The 15,372-nt window shown below is 63.9% G+C and carries 17 protein-coding genes; 15 read left to right on the top strand and 2 right to left on the bottom strand.

Annotated features, from left to right (window positions below; genetic code table 11):
• The first annotated feature begins 274 nt into the window (after positions 1-274).
• The 4 genes from ACF8O7_RS11150 to ACF8O7_RS11135 are packed head-to-tail and all read left to right on the top strand — an operon-like array spanning position 275 to position 3,513.
• Positions 275-1,336 carry an RluA family pseudouridine synthase gene (locus tag ACF8O7_RS11150; protein ID WP_016447804.1) on the top strand — a complete coding sequence of 354 codons (1,062 nt, stop codon included), beginning with the start codon at positions 275-277 and terminating at the stop codon, positions 1,334-1,336.
• A 24-nt stretch (positions 1,337-1,360) separates the two neighbouring features.
• Positions 1,361-2,047 (top strand): HAD family hydrolase, encoded by a 687-nt coding sequence (locus tag ACF8O7_RS11145; RefSeq protein WP_016451169.1) that lies wholly within the window; start codon positions 1,361-1,363, stop codon positions 2,045-2,047.
• A gap of 49 nt (positions 2,048-2,096) precedes the next feature.
• Complete coding sequence (locus tag ACF8O7_RS11140) at positions 2,097-2,465, top strand: Rieske 2Fe-2S domain-containing protein (RefSeq protein WP_016451170.1); 369 nt, start codon at positions 2,097-2,099, stop codon at positions 2,463-2,465.
• Position 2,466: 1 nt separating this feature from the next.
• On the top strand, positions 2,467-3,513 hold the full coding sequence (locus ACF8O7_RS11135; RefSeq protein ID WP_016451171.1) for a S49 family peptidase: 1,047 nt from the start codon (positions 2,467-2,469) through the stop codon (positions 3,511-3,513).
• An 81-nt stretch (positions 3,514-3,594) separates the two neighbouring features.
• Here ACF8O7_RS11135 and ACF8O7_RS11130 read toward each other — a convergent pair whose 3' ends face one another.
• The gene (locus ACF8O7_RS11130) at positions 3,595-4,386 is read right to left on the bottom strand and encodes an SAM-dependent methyltransferase (protein ID WP_047326615.1); all 792 of its coding nucleotides are present in this window, start codon (positions 4,384-4,386) and stop codon (positions 3,595-3,597) included.
• The gene (locus tag ACF8O7_RS11125; RefSeq protein ID WP_046985931.1) at positions 4,383-5,003 is read right to left on the bottom strand and encodes a Maf family nucleotide pyrophosphatase; all 621 of its coding nucleotides are present in this window, start codon (positions 5,001-5,003) and stop codon (positions 4,383-4,385) included. The genes ACF8O7_RS11130 and ACF8O7_RS11125 overlap by 4 nt, the downstream gene beginning before the upstream one ends.
• A gap of 25 nt (positions 5,004-5,028) precedes the next feature.
• Between ACF8O7_RS11125 and ACF8O7_RS11120 the strand changes: the two genes are divergently transcribed.
• From ACF8O7_RS11120 to ACF8O7_RS11070, 11 genes are all read left to right on the top strand, one after another.
• The gene (locus ACF8O7_RS11120; RefSeq protein ID WP_016447798.1) at positions 5,029-5,586 is read left to right on the top strand and encodes a DUF177 domain-containing protein; all 558 of its coding nucleotides are present in this window, start codon (positions 5,029-5,031) and stop codon (positions 5,584-5,586) included.
• 137 nt (positions 5,587-5,723) lie between these two features.
• Positions 5,724-5,906, top strand: coding sequence for a 50S ribosomal protein L32 (rpmF, locus tag ACF8O7_RS11115; protein ID WP_012207072.1), 183 nt, complete (start codon positions 5,724-5,726; stop codon positions 5,904-5,906).
• 113 nt (positions 5,907-6,019) lie between these two features.
• Positions 6,020-7,060, top strand: a complete 1,041-nt coding sequence (gene plsX, locus ACF8O7_RS11110) for a phosphate acyltransferase PlsX (RefSeq protein WP_016451174.1) — start codon at positions 6,020-6,022, stop codon at positions 7,058-7,060.
• Between the two features lie 5 nt (positions 7,061-7,065).
• Complete coding sequence (locus ACF8O7_RS11105) at positions 7,066-8,043, top strand: beta-ketoacyl-ACP synthase III (RefSeq protein ID WP_016447796.1); 978 nt, start codon at positions 7,066-7,068, stop codon at positions 8,041-8,043.
• A gap of 57 nt (positions 8,044-8,100) precedes the next feature.
• On the top strand, positions 8,101-9,045 hold the full coding sequence (gene fabD / locus ACF8O7_RS11100) for an ACP S-malonyltransferase (protein WP_026062373.1): 945 nt from the start codon (positions 8,101-8,103) through the stop codon (positions 9,043-9,045).
• The gene (gene fabG, locus ACF8O7_RS11095) at positions 9,042-9,788 is read left to right on the top strand and encodes a 3-oxoacyl-ACP reductase FabG (RefSeq protein ID WP_016447794.1); all 747 of its coding nucleotides are present in this window, start codon (positions 9,042-9,044) and stop codon (positions 9,786-9,788) included. The genes fabD and fabG overlap by 4 nt, the downstream gene beginning before the upstream one ends.
• A 149-nt stretch (positions 9,789-9,937) precedes the next feature.
• On the top strand, positions 9,938-10,177 hold the full coding sequence (acpP, locus tag ACF8O7_RS11090; protein ID WP_003058049.1) for an acyl carrier protein: 240 nt from the start codon (positions 9,938-9,940) through the stop codon (positions 10,175-10,177).
• A 39-nt stretch (positions 10,178-10,216) separates the two neighbouring features.
• Positions 10,217-11,461, top strand: a complete 1,245-nt coding sequence (gene fabF / locus ACF8O7_RS11085; protein ID WP_016447793.1) for a beta-ketoacyl-ACP synthase II — start codon at positions 10,217-10,219, stop codon at positions 11,459-11,461.
• A gap of 644 nt (positions 11,462-12,105) precedes the next feature.
• Entirely contained in the window at positions 12,106-12,735 is a 630-nt protein-coding gene (gene rpoE, locus ACF8O7_RS11080) for an RNA polymerase sigma factor RpoE (protein ID WP_016447792.1), read from the top strand.
• 73 nt (positions 12,736-12,808) lie between these two features.
• On the top strand, positions 12,809-13,522 hold the full coding sequence (locus ACF8O7_RS11075) for a sigma-E factor negative regulatory protein (protein WP_016447791.1): 714 nt from the start codon (positions 12,809-12,811) through the stop codon (positions 13,520-13,522).
• Between the two features lie 305 nt (positions 13,523-13,827).
• On the top strand, positions 13,828-15,297 hold the full coding sequence (locus ACF8O7_RS11070; RefSeq protein ID WP_126310818.1) for a DegQ family serine endoprotease: 1,470 nt from the start codon (positions 13,828-13,830) through the stop codon (positions 15,295-15,297).
• Positions 15,298-15,372 lie beyond the last annotated feature (75 nt).

Below are 15,372 nucleotides of genomic sequence, written 5' to 3'. Positions count from 1 at the left end.
GGCAGGCGGGAGGCTTGGGGGCGGCAATGATCCTGGGCGCAGGCGTTTTCCTGCTCCACAGCGTGACCATCCATGCCCAAAAGATCCACATGCTCGCTTTTGATCCGCTGGCAGCGGCGGACGCCGGGTCCGACCCCTTCTGCCAGCTTGAGATTCCGTATCAGTGTTTCAATTCGTCAGCCACAACCGATGCAACGACGAACTTCGCAGGCCATCTTTTCCTGCTGTTTCGCGTGCATGACACCGGATGGCATCGACCTGCCTGTGCGGGGAAATGGTTGTTTGGACTAAACTCCATGAGAATCAACCACTTATAAATAGTTCGGCACAGGTGAAACACATTATAGAGGGCAAACCGGCAGACGACCGTTCCCTGAACGCAGCCACTGCCGCAGTGCGGCTGATCGAAGTCGATGACGATTCGGCCGGACAGCGGTTGGACAACTTTCTCATACGCCATCTCAAGGGCGTTCCCAAAACCCATGTCTATCGCATCATCCGCAGTGGAGAAGTGCGCATCAACAAGGGGCGCGTCAGTGCGGAAACCCGCGTCTCGACCGGCGATGTCGTTCGCGTGCCGCCCGTGCGCATTTCCGAAAAAGTCGCCGAAAAGGCCGAGCGGCCTGCGCCCGCCAGGGATTTCCCCAGTCTGCTGGAAGACGAACATCTGATTGCCATCGACAAGCCTGCCGGTGTGGCCGTGCACGGGGGCTCGGGCGTGAGTTTTGGCGTCATCGAGCAATTGCGCCAGGCGCGGCCGCAAAGCCGCTTTCTGGAGCTGGTGCATCGGCTCGACCGCGAGACATCCGGCATCTTGCTGGTGGCCAAGAAGCGCTCGGCGCTGACGCATCTGCAGGACCAGTTCCGCGAGCGCGAAACCGGCAAGACCTATCTGGCGCTGGTCCAGGGCACCTGGCCTGCCAACCGCAAGGTGATTGATCTGCCGCTGCACAAATACCTGCAGGCCGACGGCGAGCGCCGCGTGCGGGTGACCACGGCCGATGATCCTGACGGCATGCGCTCCGTCACGCTGGTGCGCGTTCGCAGCACGCTGGCGCCCCAGCCCCTGCTGGGTCTGCCGGCCATGAGCCTGCTGGAGGTGACCATCAAGACCGGGCGCACGCACCAGATCCGCGTGCACCTGTCCAGCCAGGGGCACCCGATTGCGGGGGATGACAAGTACGGGGATTTCGACCTGAACCGCCGGTTGCAGAAACAGGGGCTCAAACGCATGTTCCTGCACGCATGGCGGCTACAGTTCACACACCCGTCCAGTGGTGAGCGGGTGGAATTGCGCGCTGAGCTTCCCGAGGAGCTGGCCCGTTTCGCCGGCTGACGCCGGATTTGACTCCTTGCAGACATGACAACTCCTGGTTCTTCCGAGATCTACCGTGCGCGCCGCTTCGACCTCATCGCCTTCGACTGGGATGGGACGCTGTCGGATTCCACCGCGGTGATCGTCAAGTGCATTCAGGCGGCCGTGGCCGATGTGGGAGGCACGCCCCCCAGCAATGAGGCGGCCTCCTATGTGATCGGCATGGCGCTGATGCCGGCATTGGCGCGTGCGGCGCCCGATGTGTCGCCCGAGAAATACCCCGAGCTGGGCAACCGCTATCGCCACCATTTCATCAAGCACCAGGACGACATCAGCCTGTTCGCCGGCGTGCTGCCCATGCTGGCGGCGCTGCGCGAGCGCGGCCACCTGCTGGCCGTGGCCACGGGCAAAAGCCGGCGCGGTCTGAACGATGCGCTGCAGGACCCGCAACTGCGCGGCATGTTCGACAGCTCGCGCACGGCGGACGAAACCGCCGGCAAGCCCAACCCGCTGATGCTGCAGGAGCTGATGGCCGAATTCGGCGTGGAGCCTGGCCGCGTGCTGATGATCGGCGACACCACGCACGACCTGGAACTGGCCCGCAATGCTGGCTGTGCTAGTGTGGGCGTGGGCTATGGCGCGCATCCCACCGACGGCTTTGGCGTGCTGCAGCCGTTGCATGTGGCGCAGAGTGTTGCGGATTTGCATCAGTGGCTGCTGGCCCATGGTTGAGTCGTCATGGCTGCGTCAGCGCGGGAATCCATGCTTGTGAGGTGCGCTGGTGACCGTTGATCGCATCGTTTTGTGTGCCAGCGAGGCCTTGCAGGAAGGTGCGAATGCCGTGCCTTTCGACGTGGTCTACGCGGGGCATGCCTGCCGCGCATTCGCCATCCGCTTCGAGGGACAGGCGCATGCCTATCTGAACCGCTGCACGCACGTGGCCATGGAGATGGACTACCAGCCAGACCGCTTTTTCGATGATTCCGGGCGTTGGTTGCTGTGCGCAACCCATGGTGCGGTCTATGCGCCGGACAGCGGCGCCTGCGCTGGCGGCCCCTGCCGTGGCGGCCTGGTGAAAATCTCCCTGAGCGAAAGCGCGGGGGTGGTGCACTGGCATACTGCCGATAACCTGAAACCCGTCGAGTTCTGACATGACTTCCCCCATACCCCCGGAAAATCCTGGCTCCGCATCGCACCCTTCCCCGGGTGCGGACCTGTGGGCCCGGGCCACGCCCGCCGCGGCGGCTGCCGATGCGCGAACGGCGGCATCGAGCGGCTGGGAGCGGGACGTGCTGGAAAAGCTGGTCTTCGCCACCATCAACGAGCAGCGCGCCTCGCGCCGCTGGCGCCTCTTCGGCCGCCTGCTGTGGACGGCACTCATCCTGGTGGTCCTGTGGGTGCTGTTTGCCAAGGACACGGCGACCACGACCAGCTCCTCTCCGCATACCGCAGTGGTCGAGGTCAAGGGCGAGATCGCTGCAGGCGCCGACGCCAGCGCGGAATTCGTGGTGGCCGCCATGCGCAGCGCCTTCGAGGACTCGGGCTCGCGTGCCGTCGTGCTGCTGATCAACTCGCCAGGCGGCAGCCCGGTGCAGGCCGGCATCATCAATGACGAAATCGTGCGGCTCAAGGGCAAGTACGACAAGCCCCTGTATGCCGTGGTGGAGGAAACCTGCGCTTCGGCTGCTTATTACATTGCTGCGGCGGCCGACGAGATCTTTGTCGACAAGGCCAGCATCGTGGGCAGCATCGGTGTGCTCATGGATGGCTTCGGCTTCACGGGCGCCATGGAAAAGCTGGGCGTGGAGCGCCGCCTGCTGACGGCTGGCGAGAACAAGGGCTTCCTGGACCCGTTCAGTCCCATGTCCGAAGCACAGCGCGCCCATGCCCATCAGATGCTGGGCCAGATCCACTCGCAGTTCATCAATGTGGTCAAGGCCGGCCGTGGCGATCGCCTGCACGAGACGCCCGAGACGTTCAGCGGCCTGTTCTGGACGGGTCAGCAGGCCGTGGAGATGGGCCTGGCCGACAAGCTGGGCAGTCTTGACTACGTGGCCCGTGAGGTGGTCAAGGCGGAAGAGGTGGTGGATTACACGCGCCGCGACAACGTGGCCGAGCGCCTGGCCAAGCGTTTTGGCGCGGCCTTCGGTGGAGGTGCCGTTCAGGCGCTGCGCTCCAGCCTTCCGTCTCTGCGCTGATTTCCCTGGCGTCTGCCAAGATGCAAAAAGCCCGCCTTCTTGTGGAAGGCGGGCTTTTTTTGTTCATCGAGGAAGACAGTCTCAGCGACCGATGGAAAACACCACCGGCGTGCGGTTGTCCGGCACTTCCTTGTGCTGGCGCCATTCGCGCACCAGACGGCTTTCGATGCGGGCGCTCTCCAGTGTCAGGCCGCAGGCCAGCGCCAGGCGCGTATGGGGTTGCAGCGTCTGCAGCAGGGCCTGCCACAGCGCGGCGTTGCGGTAGGGCGTCTCTATGAACTGCTGGGTCTGGCCTTGGCGCAATGCCAGGGCTTCAAGCTCCTTGATGCGCTGAACCCGCCCGCCAGCGTCCTGCGGCAGGTACCCCACAAAGGCATAGTTCTGTCCGTTGAGTCCGCTGGCGGCCAGGGCCAGCAGCAACGACACCGGACCGATCAGGGGCACGACCCGTATGCCCAGATCATGCGCGGCGCGCACGATGGAGCTGCCGGGGTCGGCCACGGCGGGCATTCCGGCCTCGCTGACCAGTCCCATGTCGTGGCCCAGCAGCAAGGGGGCGAGCAGTGGCTTGGCATCGAAGACCGCTGCGCCCTTGTCGCCGTGGTCGCCCTTCTTGTGGGCCTCGCGCGGCAGTTCTGTGATCTGCTGGGCTTGCAAGGGTTGGGCCAGGGCGTGCAGTGCGTCAATGCGCTTCAGGTAGGCGCGCGTGCTTTTGGCGTTTTCGCAGATCCAGTGGGTCAGGCGTGCAGCGGTGCGCAGTGTTCCATCGGGCAGGACCTGCGTCAGCGGCATTTGCTCGTCGCAGCCGAAGTCCAGCGGCGCGGGCACCAGATAGAGCGTTCCTTTGGTGGGTTGGGTTGCAGCATCGTTCATGGCAGCACGGCTCCTGCGGCGCGCAGCAGCTGGCAGGTGCGGATCAGCGGCAGGCCGATCAGCGCCGTGGGGTCGTCGCTGACGATGGCATCCAGCAGCGCGATGCCCAGTCCTTCGCTCTTGGCGCTGCCTGCGCAGTCATAGGGCTGTTCGGCGCGCAGGTAGCGTTCGATCTCCGCGTCGTTGAGATCACGAAACCGGACCTGGACGGTGACCGCATCGGTCTCGGCAAAGCCGCTTTCCCGGCAGACCACGCTCACGGCGGTGTGGAAATTCATCTGGCGCCCGCTCATCTGGCGCAGTTGTTCGGTGGCGCGCTCGTGGGTGCCGGGCTTGGACAGCGGCATGCCATCCAGTTCGGGTACCTGGTCGGAGCCGATGACGACGGCGCCCGGGTGCAGCGCCGCCACGGCCTGTGCCTTGGCCAGGGCCAGTCGCAACGAAAGTGCATGCGGTGTTTCGCCGGTCAGCGGTGTCTCATCGACTTCCGGGGACACGGTCTGGAATGGTAGTTGCAGCCGCTCCAGAAGTTCGCGGCGGTAGCGTGAGGTGGAGCCAAGGATCAGGGGGCGTGCCAGGCCGGGAGCCTGGGCTAAGGCGAGGTGGGAAGCTTGCATGCCCGGATTCTCTTACACTGCCCGCATGAGCAAGGAATTTTCTGCGGTCCGTCTCGATGTTCGCGCTTTTGCGCAATCGGCGGGCCATCTCCAGGGTCAGTCGGCGCTTTCGGCCTTTCCTCGTCTGGCCGAGGATGCGCAGCCGGATGCCGCTGATGGGCACGGCGAGGTGCACTGGCAGGCTGACGGCGAACTGGTCGAGCAAACCGGCGGTTCGGGCCAGGTCTGGCTGCATCTGCAGGCCGATGCTGTCGTTCCGATGGTGTGCCAACGCTGCCTCACTGTGGCACCCATCTCCCTCCAGGTCGATAGGTCTTTCCGCTTTGTTGCGGATGAGACCACGGCCGAGTCCGAGGATGACGAGAGCGACGAGGACCTGCTGGTGCTCAGCCGCGAATTCAACCTGCTTGAACTCATAGAGGATGAGCTGCTCATGGAATTGCCCGTGGTGCCACGCCACGACAGCTGCCCCGAGCCGGTGAGCATGCAGTCCAGCGACGCAGACTTCGAGCAGGCCAGCGAGGACAAGCCCAATCCATTTGCCGTGCTGCGCGGGCTGGATGTGGGCAAGTCAGCCGACTGATTGCGATGTCCGGAAAAAAGGCCGAGGCCGGGAAAAGCGATTGCGCTATAATCAAGGGCTTCGCGCGAAACCCCCTCGTGTCTTTAATGGGCTGATCGCGTTTTTTACCAACCCTTTTCAGATACACAGGAGCCATCATGGCTGTTCAGCAGAACAAGAAGTCCCCCTCCAAGCGCGGTATGCACCGTTCGCACAACGCACTGAATGTGCCTGGCATTGCCGTGGAACCCACCACCGGTGAAACCCATCTGCGTCACCACATCAGCCCCAACGGCGTGTACCGCGGCCGTCAAGTGCTGAAGAACAAGTCCGAAGCCTGATCTTCGACCGTTCCCGCAGGGCCCGCGGCTACAGTTTTCGTAGCGCGGGCTTTTGTTTTTTCTGATGGTTGCTCCTATCTTTCCAGGCCTTGCAACAGGCTTGCCAGTCGCACATGATCACTTTGGCCGTTGACTGCATGGGGGGTGATCACGGCCCCCGCGTCACGCTTGCGGCGTGCCGCCAGTTCCTCGATTCCCACCCCGATGCCCGGCTGCTGCTGGTCGGCCAGCCCGATGCGCTGGCTGGCTTTGCGCATGAGCGCGCCAGTGTGGTGCCGGCCTCGGAAGTGGTCGGCATGGATGATCCGATCGAGATGGCGCTGCGCAGGAAGAAGGATTCCTCCATGCGCATCGCCATCCAGCAAGTCAAGGATGGCGCGGCTGCCGCTGCTGTGTCGGCTGGAAACACGGGTGCGCTGATGGCCATCTCGCGCTACCTGCTCAAGACGCTCGATGGCATTGATCGCCCTGCCATCGCGCCCCAGTTGCCCAATGCCAAGGGCGAGGCCACCACGGTGCTGGACCTGGGTGCCAATGTGGACTGCTCGGCCGAGCATCTGCTGCAGTTCGCCGTCATGGGCTCGGCCCTGGTGTCTGCCCTGAACAACGAAGAGGCGCCCTCGGTGGGTCTGCTCAACATTGGCGAGGAGCAGATCAAGGGCAGCGAGGTCATCAAGCGCGCTGGCGAACTGCTGCGCGCGGCCGGCAAGGCCGGTCATCTGAATTTCTACGGCAACGTCGAAGGCAACGACATCTTCAAGGGCACGACCCAGGTCGTGGTCTGTGATGGCTTTGTGGGCAACGTGGCTCTCAAGTCTTCCGAGGGCGTGGCGTCCATGATCTCCAATGCCCTCAAGCAGGAGTTCAAGCGCAACATCTTCACCAAAATGGCGGCCATCGTTGCCTATCCGGTGCTAACTGCTTTGATGAGGCGCGTAGATCATCGCCGCTACAACGGCGCGGCGCTGCTGGGCCTTCGCGGGCTGGTCTTCAAAAGCCATGGATCGGCCGATGCCTTGGCTTTCGAGCACGCGCTGAAGCGCGCGTATGATGCGGCCCGCAACAACCTGCTCGACCGTGTCCGTACCCGTATCTCCGCAGCCCTGCCTCTGTTGCTGGCTGCGCAGTCGGAATCGGGACCGTCGGCGCCCTAATACAGATGAGACGCTACGCACGCATCACCGGCACGGGCAGTTACCTGCCACCCCGCCGACTCACCAATCACGATCTGGCAGCCGAACTGGCCCAGCGCGGCATCGAGACCTCGGACGAGTGGATCGTCGAGCGCACCGGCATCCATGCCCGACACTTTGCCGCGCCAGAAGTGGCCAGCAGCGATCTGGCCTTGGAGGCATCGAAGAAGGCGCTGGAAGCCGCCGGCTGCCAGCCGCAGGATATCGATCTGATCATCGTCGCCACATCGACGCCGGACATGGTCTTCCCGTCCACGGCATGCATCCTGCAAAACAAGCTCGGCGCCAATGGCTGTGCGGCCTTTGATGTGCAAGCCGTATGCAGCGGCTTTGTCTACGCCCTCACCGTGGCCGACGCCATGATCCAGTCCGGCGCTGCGAGCCGCGCGCTGGTGGTGGGCTCCGAAGTATTCAGCCGCATCCTGGACTTCAACGACCGGACGACCTGCGTGCTGTTCGGTGACGGTGCCGGAGCCGTGGTGCTGGAGGCGTCCGAGCAGCCAGGCATCCTGGCTTCCGACCTGCATGCCGACGGCAAGCATGTCGGCATCCTGTGCGTGCCAGGCAATGTCTCCGGTGGCCAGATCCTCGGTGATCCGCTGCTGAAGATGGATGGGCAAGCCGTGTTCAAGCTGGCGGTCGGCGTGCTGGAGAAGGCTGCTCGCGCCACGCTGGACAAGGCAGGGCTCACCGATGCCGACATCGACTGGCTGATCCCCCATCAGGCCAACATCCGCATCATGCAAAGCACGGCGCGCAAGCTCAAGCTGTCCATGGACAAGGTGGTGGTGACGGTGGACCAGCATGGCAACACGTCGGCTGCCTCGATCCCCCTGGCGCTGGACCACGGCGTGCGCAGTGGCCAGGTCAAGCCCGGTCAGACCGTGCTGCTGGAAGGTGTTGGCGGCGGCTTCACCTGGGGCGCGGTACTTCTCAAGATGTGATGCGGGATGCCTGCCTGAGGGCAGGCGCCCATGGCGCGGCCTTTATTTTTGAAAATCATGAAGAAGTTTGCATTCGTTTTTCCTGGTCAGGGTTCGCAATCGGTAGGCATGCTCGACGGATGGGGTGACCATCCCGTCGTGGCCCAGACCTTGGTCGAAGCCTCCGATGCCCTCGGCGAAAACATCGGCCAGCTGATCCAGCAGGGGCCGAAGGAAGCTCTGGCGCTCACCACCAATACCCAGCCCGTGATGCTGGTGGCCGGTGTGGCTGCCTGGCGCGTCTGGCAGGCCGAAGGCGGCGCGCTGCCCGACGTTGTGGCGGGCCACTCGCTGGGTGAGTACTCGGCCCTGGTCGCGTCAGGTGTGCTGACCCTGGCCCAGGCTGCGCCGCTGGTGCGGCTGCGCGCGGCTGCCATGCAGGAGGCCGTTCCCGTGGGAACCGGTGCCATGGCTGCCATCCTGGGGCTGGATGCCGACAAGGTGCGCGCAGGCTGCGCAGAAGTCACGGCGGCATTGGGTGGTGCGGAAGTCGTCGAGGCCGTGAATTTCAACGACCCCTCGCAGACCGTGATTGCCGGCAGCAAGGCGGCTGTCGAGAAGGCCTGCGAGGCCCTCAAGGCCGCAGGCGCCAAGCGCGCGCTGCCGCTGCCGGTGTCGGCGCCTTTCCATTCCAGCCTGATGAAGCCTGCGGCCGAAAAGCTCAAGGCGGCGCTGGCTGCCACCGTGCTGGCTGCACCGCGCATCCCAGTGCTCAACAACATCGACGTGACTGTGCAGCAGGACGCCGACGCCATTCGCGATGCGCTGTATCGCCAGGCCTTCGGCCCGGTGCGCTGGGTGGAATGCGTTCAGGCCATGAAGGCCCGCGGCGTCGTCCACCTCGTCGAGTGCGGTCCCGGCAAGGTGCTGATGGGCCTGACCAAGCGGATTGACGCGGACCTGACGGCCGCTGCCCTCTATGACCCGGCCACGCTGGCCGACGTGAAAGAATCCCTCGCATGACTGACAACCAGAACAAGCCCCAGGTTGCCCTGGTGACGGGTGCCTCGCGCGGCATCGGTGCCGCCATTGCCCAGGAGCTGGCAGCGCGCGGCTACCGCGTGATCGGCACGGCCACCACCGATGGTGGTGCCGAGAAGATCAGCCAGGCCCTGTCGGCCCATGAGGGCTGCCGTGGCGTGAACCTCAATGTCACGGACGTGACCGCCGTCGATGCCCTGATCGACAGCATCGTCAAGAATGACGGTGGCCTGCATGTGCTGGTCAACAATGCCGGCATCACGCGCGACACCCTGGCCATGCGCATGAAGGACGATGACTGGGATGCGGTGATCGACACCAATCTCAAGGCGGTTTTCCGAGTCAGCCGTACGGCCATTCGGCCCATGATGAAGCAGCGCTTCGGACGCATCATCAACATCACCAGCGTCGTTGGTGCCTCCGGAAACCCCGGTCAAGCCAACTATGCAGCTGCCAAGGCCGGCGTTGCCGGCATGACGCGTGCGCTGGCCCGTGAACTGGGCAGCCGCGGCATCACGGTCAATTGCGTGGCTCCGGGCTTCATCGCCACCGACATGACGGCGGAGCTGCCTGAAGAGCAGAAAAATGCCCTGAAATCGCAGATCGCCATGGGTGATCTGGGCCAGCCCAGCGACATCGCCCATGCCGTGGCCTATCTCGCATCGGCGGGCGCAGGCTACGTCACCGGCCAGGAATTGCACGTCAACGGCGGCATGTACATGTAAGCGCTGCGGCGGCTGCGGGCAGATCCCTGCCAGAAGCCGCCGTTGCTTGCAACCGAAGAGGCCGTTTCCTCGCGACGGCCGGCTGAAGAGGGCGTAAGGTCCGAAACGGCTAGAATCGCGGGTTCATTCACAACCCCCAGAGGGAAACCATGAGCGATATCGAAGCACGTGTCAAAAAAATCATTGCCGAACAACTCGGCGTTGAAGAGTCTCAAGTCACCAACGAAAAGGCCTTCGTGGCTGATCTGGGTGCTGACTCCCTGGACACGGTGGAGCTGGTGATGGCCCTGGAAGATGAATTCGGCATCGAGATCCCCGACGAAGACGCGGAAAAGATCACGACGGTGCAAAACGCCATCGACTACGCCAACACCCACCAGAAGGCCTGACAGGGCCCTGACCCGAGCGATCAGCAGAAGGTTTTACGCATGAGCCGTCGTCGCGTTGTCGTGACCGGCCTGGGTTGCATCTCCCCCGTGGGTAACACGGTGGGCGACGCCTGGGCCAATCTTTTGGCCGGCCAGTCCGGCATTGACCTCATCACCAAGTTCGATGCCTCGAACTTTGCCTGCAAGATTGCGGGCGAGGTCAAGGGATTCGATGTGGAGTCGTACATGAGCGCCAAGGATGCGCGCTCCATGGACACCTTCATCCATTACGGCATCGCTGCTGCGGCGCAAGCCGTGCAGGACTCAGGTCTGCCCACGGGCGAGGCCTTGTCGGATGATCTGGCTACGCGCATCGGCTGTGTGATCGGTTCGGGCATCGGCGGCTTGCCGCTGATCGAGAACACCCACGCAGAACTGGCTGCGCGCGGACCGCGCCGCATCACGCCGTTCTTCGTGCCTGCCTCCATCATCAACATGGTGGCTGGCCATGTGTCCATGCGGTTTGGCTTCAAGGGGCCGAATCTCGCCGTGGTGACTGCCTGCACGACCGGGCTGCACTGCATAGGCGAAGCAGGACGCATGATCGAATACGGCGATGCCGATGTGGTGGTGGCTGGTGGCACGGAAGCCACGGTCTCCCCGCTGGGCGTCGGCGGCTTTGCCGCCATGCGCGCACTGTCCACGCGCAATGATGATCCCAAGGCCGCCTCGCGTCCCTGGGACAAGGACCGCGACGGCTTTGTGCTGGGTGAAGGTGCAGGCGTGCTGGTGCTGGAAGAGTACGAGCATGCCAAGGCCCGCGGTGCCAAGATCTATGCTGAACTGTGCGGCTACGGCATGAGTGCCGATGCCGGCCACATGACGGCGCCCAACATGGACGGCCCGCGCCGCGCCATGCTGTCAGCTCTGCGCAACGCCGGCATCAACGCCGACCAGATCGATTATCTGAATGCGCACGGCACATCCACGCCGCTGGGCGACCTCAACGAGACCAATGCCATCAAGGCGGCTCTGGGCGATCACGCCAAGAAAATCGTTGTCAGCTCGACCAAGTCCATGACCGGTCACCTGCTGGGTGGCGCTGGCGGCATCGAGAGCGTCTTCACCGTGCTGGCATTGCACGAGCAGAAGATTCCCCCGACCATCAATCTGGACAACCAGGATCCCGAGTGCGATCTCGACTACTGCGCCAACACGGCACGGGATGCGAAGATCGAAGTGGCAGTGAAAAACAACTTCGGGTTCGGCGGCACCAACGGAACGCTGGTGTTCAAGCGAATCTGAGGCCTGCACACCTCACCATGAAAAGCCCGCCCCGCAAGGGAGCGGGCTTTTTTATTTCTCCCATGGGTCAGGGCGCGTCCGGCAGGGGTGGAACGCATGTCAGACATGCTGCGGTTTTGCGACACTGCAGGCATGACGTCACGCCATGCCCCGCCCGCAGTCCGCCATCCGCTGAATCCACCGCGTGGGTCGGTCGCATGCCTGTGCGCGCTTTGGCTGCTGGCGGCCATGCTTTTGCTGGCGTGGGCGCTTGATCTTCAGTCCGGATGGGGGCCTGCCGTCGTGGCTGTCACGGGTTCTCTGGTTGCAGCTGCAGGCATGTGGCATGGATGGCGCGCCCTGGGCAGAGGCTTTGTTGCATGGGATGGCGCGCAGTGGTGGCTTGGTGAGGCAGCCGCTGCCGACGATGCGCAGCCGGTGCTGCTGCAGGTGCGCGCTGACGGTGGTCAATGGCTATGGGCGCAGGCCAGACCCGTTACGACGGGGTCTTTGCGCTGGCGAAGCTCCCGCTGGCTGCTGCTGTCTTACAGGCAGAGTCCTGAAACCTGGGGTGATTTGCGGCGTGCTGTATATTTCCCGCCCAGACCTACAGAACGCGCGCAGTGACTGCGCCAGGGCCGCCACGGCCCGTCTTCACCGATTTCATGACGCCTCCCGAATTCCCGCCTTCTTCTGCCGACAGCGACCTGGCTCTGGTCGAGCGCACCAACGCAGGAGACATGCGGGCCTTCGAGCTGCTGGTCATCAAGTACCAGCGCCGCATCGAGCGCCTCATTGGCCGCATGGTGCGCGACGTGGACCTGGTGCCTGACATTGCGCAGGAAACCTTCATCCGGGCCTATCGGGCGCTGCACCAGTTCCGGGGTGATGCCCAGTTCTACACCTGGCTGTATCGCATCGCCGTGAATACCGCCAAGAAGGCGCTGCTGGACATGAAGCGCTCGCCGCTGATCACCGAAAGCGCGTTACACAACGGGGATGACGATGATGAAACTTCCCGGCTCAGCCAGGAACTAACCACCGAAGAAACACCCGAAACGATCCTGGCGGCCCAGGAGATTGCCCAGGCAGTCAACGCCGCCATGGAGGCCTTGCCCGAAGATCTCCGTCAAGCCGTCACGTTGCGGGAAATCGAAGGCCTGAGCTACGAGGAAATCTCGAACGCCATGGGTTGTCCCATAGGCACCGTGCGTTCACGCATCTTCCGTGCACGCGAAGCGATTTCAGCGAGAGTCAAGCCTTTGCTGGAGCGCCAGTCTGGCAAGCGGTGGTAGCAACGGGTGATGGCCATCGGGTGGCGCATTTTTTGGGTACAGGGTCTCAGAGCAGACAGGCAGGTGATTGATCATGAATGACGATCTGACGAAGCGCGAACAATTGTCGGCATTGGCTGATGGCGAACTCTCTGCCGCGGAGCTGCAGGCCGCGCTGGCCTATGCGCAAAGCGATGCAGGCCAGCAGGAATGGCGCATGTACCACCTGGTGGGCGATGTGCTGCGCTCTCCTGAGCTGGCGCACCACAGCCGGCACGATCTGCTTTCCGGAATCCGCTCCCAGTTGGCCAACGAGCCGCGCCGCCCACTGGTTCCCGTCGCCGCAGACGAGCTGGAGCAGGTCGCGCGCCCGGCGCACGGCAGGGCCGTCGTCAATGGCGCGCCGCTGCACGACGCAGCCAATGCGTCGGTATTCCGCTGGAAGATGGCTGCGGGTTTTGCTTCCGTGGCGGCCGTGGCTGCCATTGGCTGGAGCGTGATGCTCGGCGCGCCTGCAGGCCCCGGCGCGGCGCCGGGCCGGGCATTGGCCGCCCTTGAAACGGGGGCGCCTGCAGCGGCTGCTGTCGCTGGAAATGCCCAGGACTTCCCTCTCGGAGATACGGCCCAATCCTCTTCGGTGGTGGCTGTGGCAGGCCCTTATGGCCAAAGCGTCATGCTGCGTGATCCGCGCCTGGATGCGCTGCTGGCCTCCCATCCGCAATACAGTGGTCCGGCCACGTTGCAGATGCCGGCCAGCTTCCTGCGCAATGCCAACTTCGCCTCGGCACCGCGCGCGAACCAGCGCTGAATCCCGCAGGAGAGCATGACTCTCCTGCCTTCTTTTGCACCCGCGTCCAGCCGTTCGGCATTGAAATGGACGCGGGTGCAGTCATTTGTGGCCCATGCACGGCGGTTCGCGCCGCATGCATGCTGCCGATTCGGGAACTAACAGCGTCTTTCAGGCTTCTGAGCCATCGTCTGGCCGGTGCATGCCGGGACTGCGCCAGAATGTGGCGTTCGTCCGAGATGCAAGTCGGCACCGCGTATCTGAACAGGCCGCCCGGGCGCAATGGGCACGGGGGCAACACAATGATTGAGAAGGAAAGGATCACCATGACCACAGTTCGATGGAAGACGCTGCAGTCCTGCACACTGGCAGGCGTTCTGGCGCTGGCTGCTGGCAGCGCCTCAATGCTGGTGCCGGTGAGTGCCGCTCATGCGCAAAGCGGTGCCGTGGTGCGGGGTCTGCCGGACTTCACCGACCTGGTCGAGCAGGTAGGGCCTTCCGTGGTCAACATCCGCACGTTGGAGAAGGCGTCGGCCAACTCTGCCGAGGTGCTGGGCATGGATGAGGACATGCTCGAGTTCTTCCGCCGCTTCGGCCTGCCCGTGCCCAATGTGCCGCGCCAACGCCCCCAGCCGCGTTCACAGCCTGACGAGGAACAGCCGCGTGGCGTGGGGTCGGGCTTCATCCTGACGGCGGACGGCTTTGTGATGACCAATGCCCACGTGGTCGAAGGTGCTGACGAGGTCATCGTCACGCTGACCGACAAGCGTGAGTTCAAGGCCAAGATCGTGGGCAGCGACAAGCGCACCGACGTGGCTGTGGTCAAGATCGATGCCACCGGACTGCCCGCCGTGAAGATCGGCGACGTGAACCGTCTCAAGGTCGGTGAGTGGGTGATGGCCATCGGATCGCCCTTCGGCCTCGACAACTCGGTCACCGCAGGCATCGTCAGCGCCAAGCAGCGCGACACGGGAGACTATCTGCCCTTCATCCAGACCGATGTGGCCATCAATCCCGGCAACTCGGGCGGCCCGTTGCTGAACATGCGCGGCGAGGTCGTGGGCATCAACAGCCAGATCTATTCGCGTTCCGGCGGTTTCATGGGGATCAGCTTCGCGATTCCGATCGACGAGGCCGTGCGCGTCAGCGACCAGCTGCGCGCCACCGGCAAGGTCACGCGAGGGCGCATCGGCGTGCAAATCGGGCAGGTCACCAAGGACATTGCCGAATCCATCGGCCTGGGCAAGGCTCAGGGTGCGCTGGTCTCTGCCGTGGAACCCGATTCCCCAGCCGCCAAGGCCGGCGTCGAGGCGGGTGACGTGATCATCAAGTTCGATGGGAAGGCCATTGAGAAGGTCGCCGACCTGCCGCGTCTGGTGGGCAACACCAAGCCCGGAACGCGCAGCACCATCACCGTATTCCGCCGCGGAGCCGCCAAGGATCTGACCATGGTGATCGCCGAAGTCGAGCCCGATGGCGCTCCCCAGGCAAAGGCTGCAGGCAAGGGCAGCACCCTGGTCTCCCAGTCGCTGGGCCTGACGCTGGCCGAACTCACGGATGCCCAGAAAAGGGAATTGGGCATCAAGGGTGGTGTCCGCGTGACGGACGCTGTCGAGGCAGCAGCACGCGCAGGCCTGCGCGAAGGTGATGTGATCCTGCAACTGGCCAATGTCGAGGTCACGGGGCTCAAGAGCTTCGAGGCCACGCTGGCCAAGGTGGACAAGAGCAAGCCGGTGAACCTTCTGGTGCGCCGCGGCGAATGGGCTCAGTACGTGCTTATCCGTCCTGCCCGCTGAGGGGTTGGGGTAGGCCGGTTTTTCGGGGTACTGGGGAATACCCTCGGAATCCGGATCAAGGCCTGCCCATGCCCC

This window comes from Delftia sp. WSY_16 (genome assembly GCF_043104415.1).
Lineage (GTDB): Bacteria > Pseudomonadota > Gammaproteobacteria > Burkholderiales > Burkholderiaceae_C > Comamonas > Comamonas tsuruhatensis.
The sequence above is the reverse complement of the archived record's forward strand: the minus strand, read 5'-3'. Positions and strand labels throughout refer to the sequence as shown.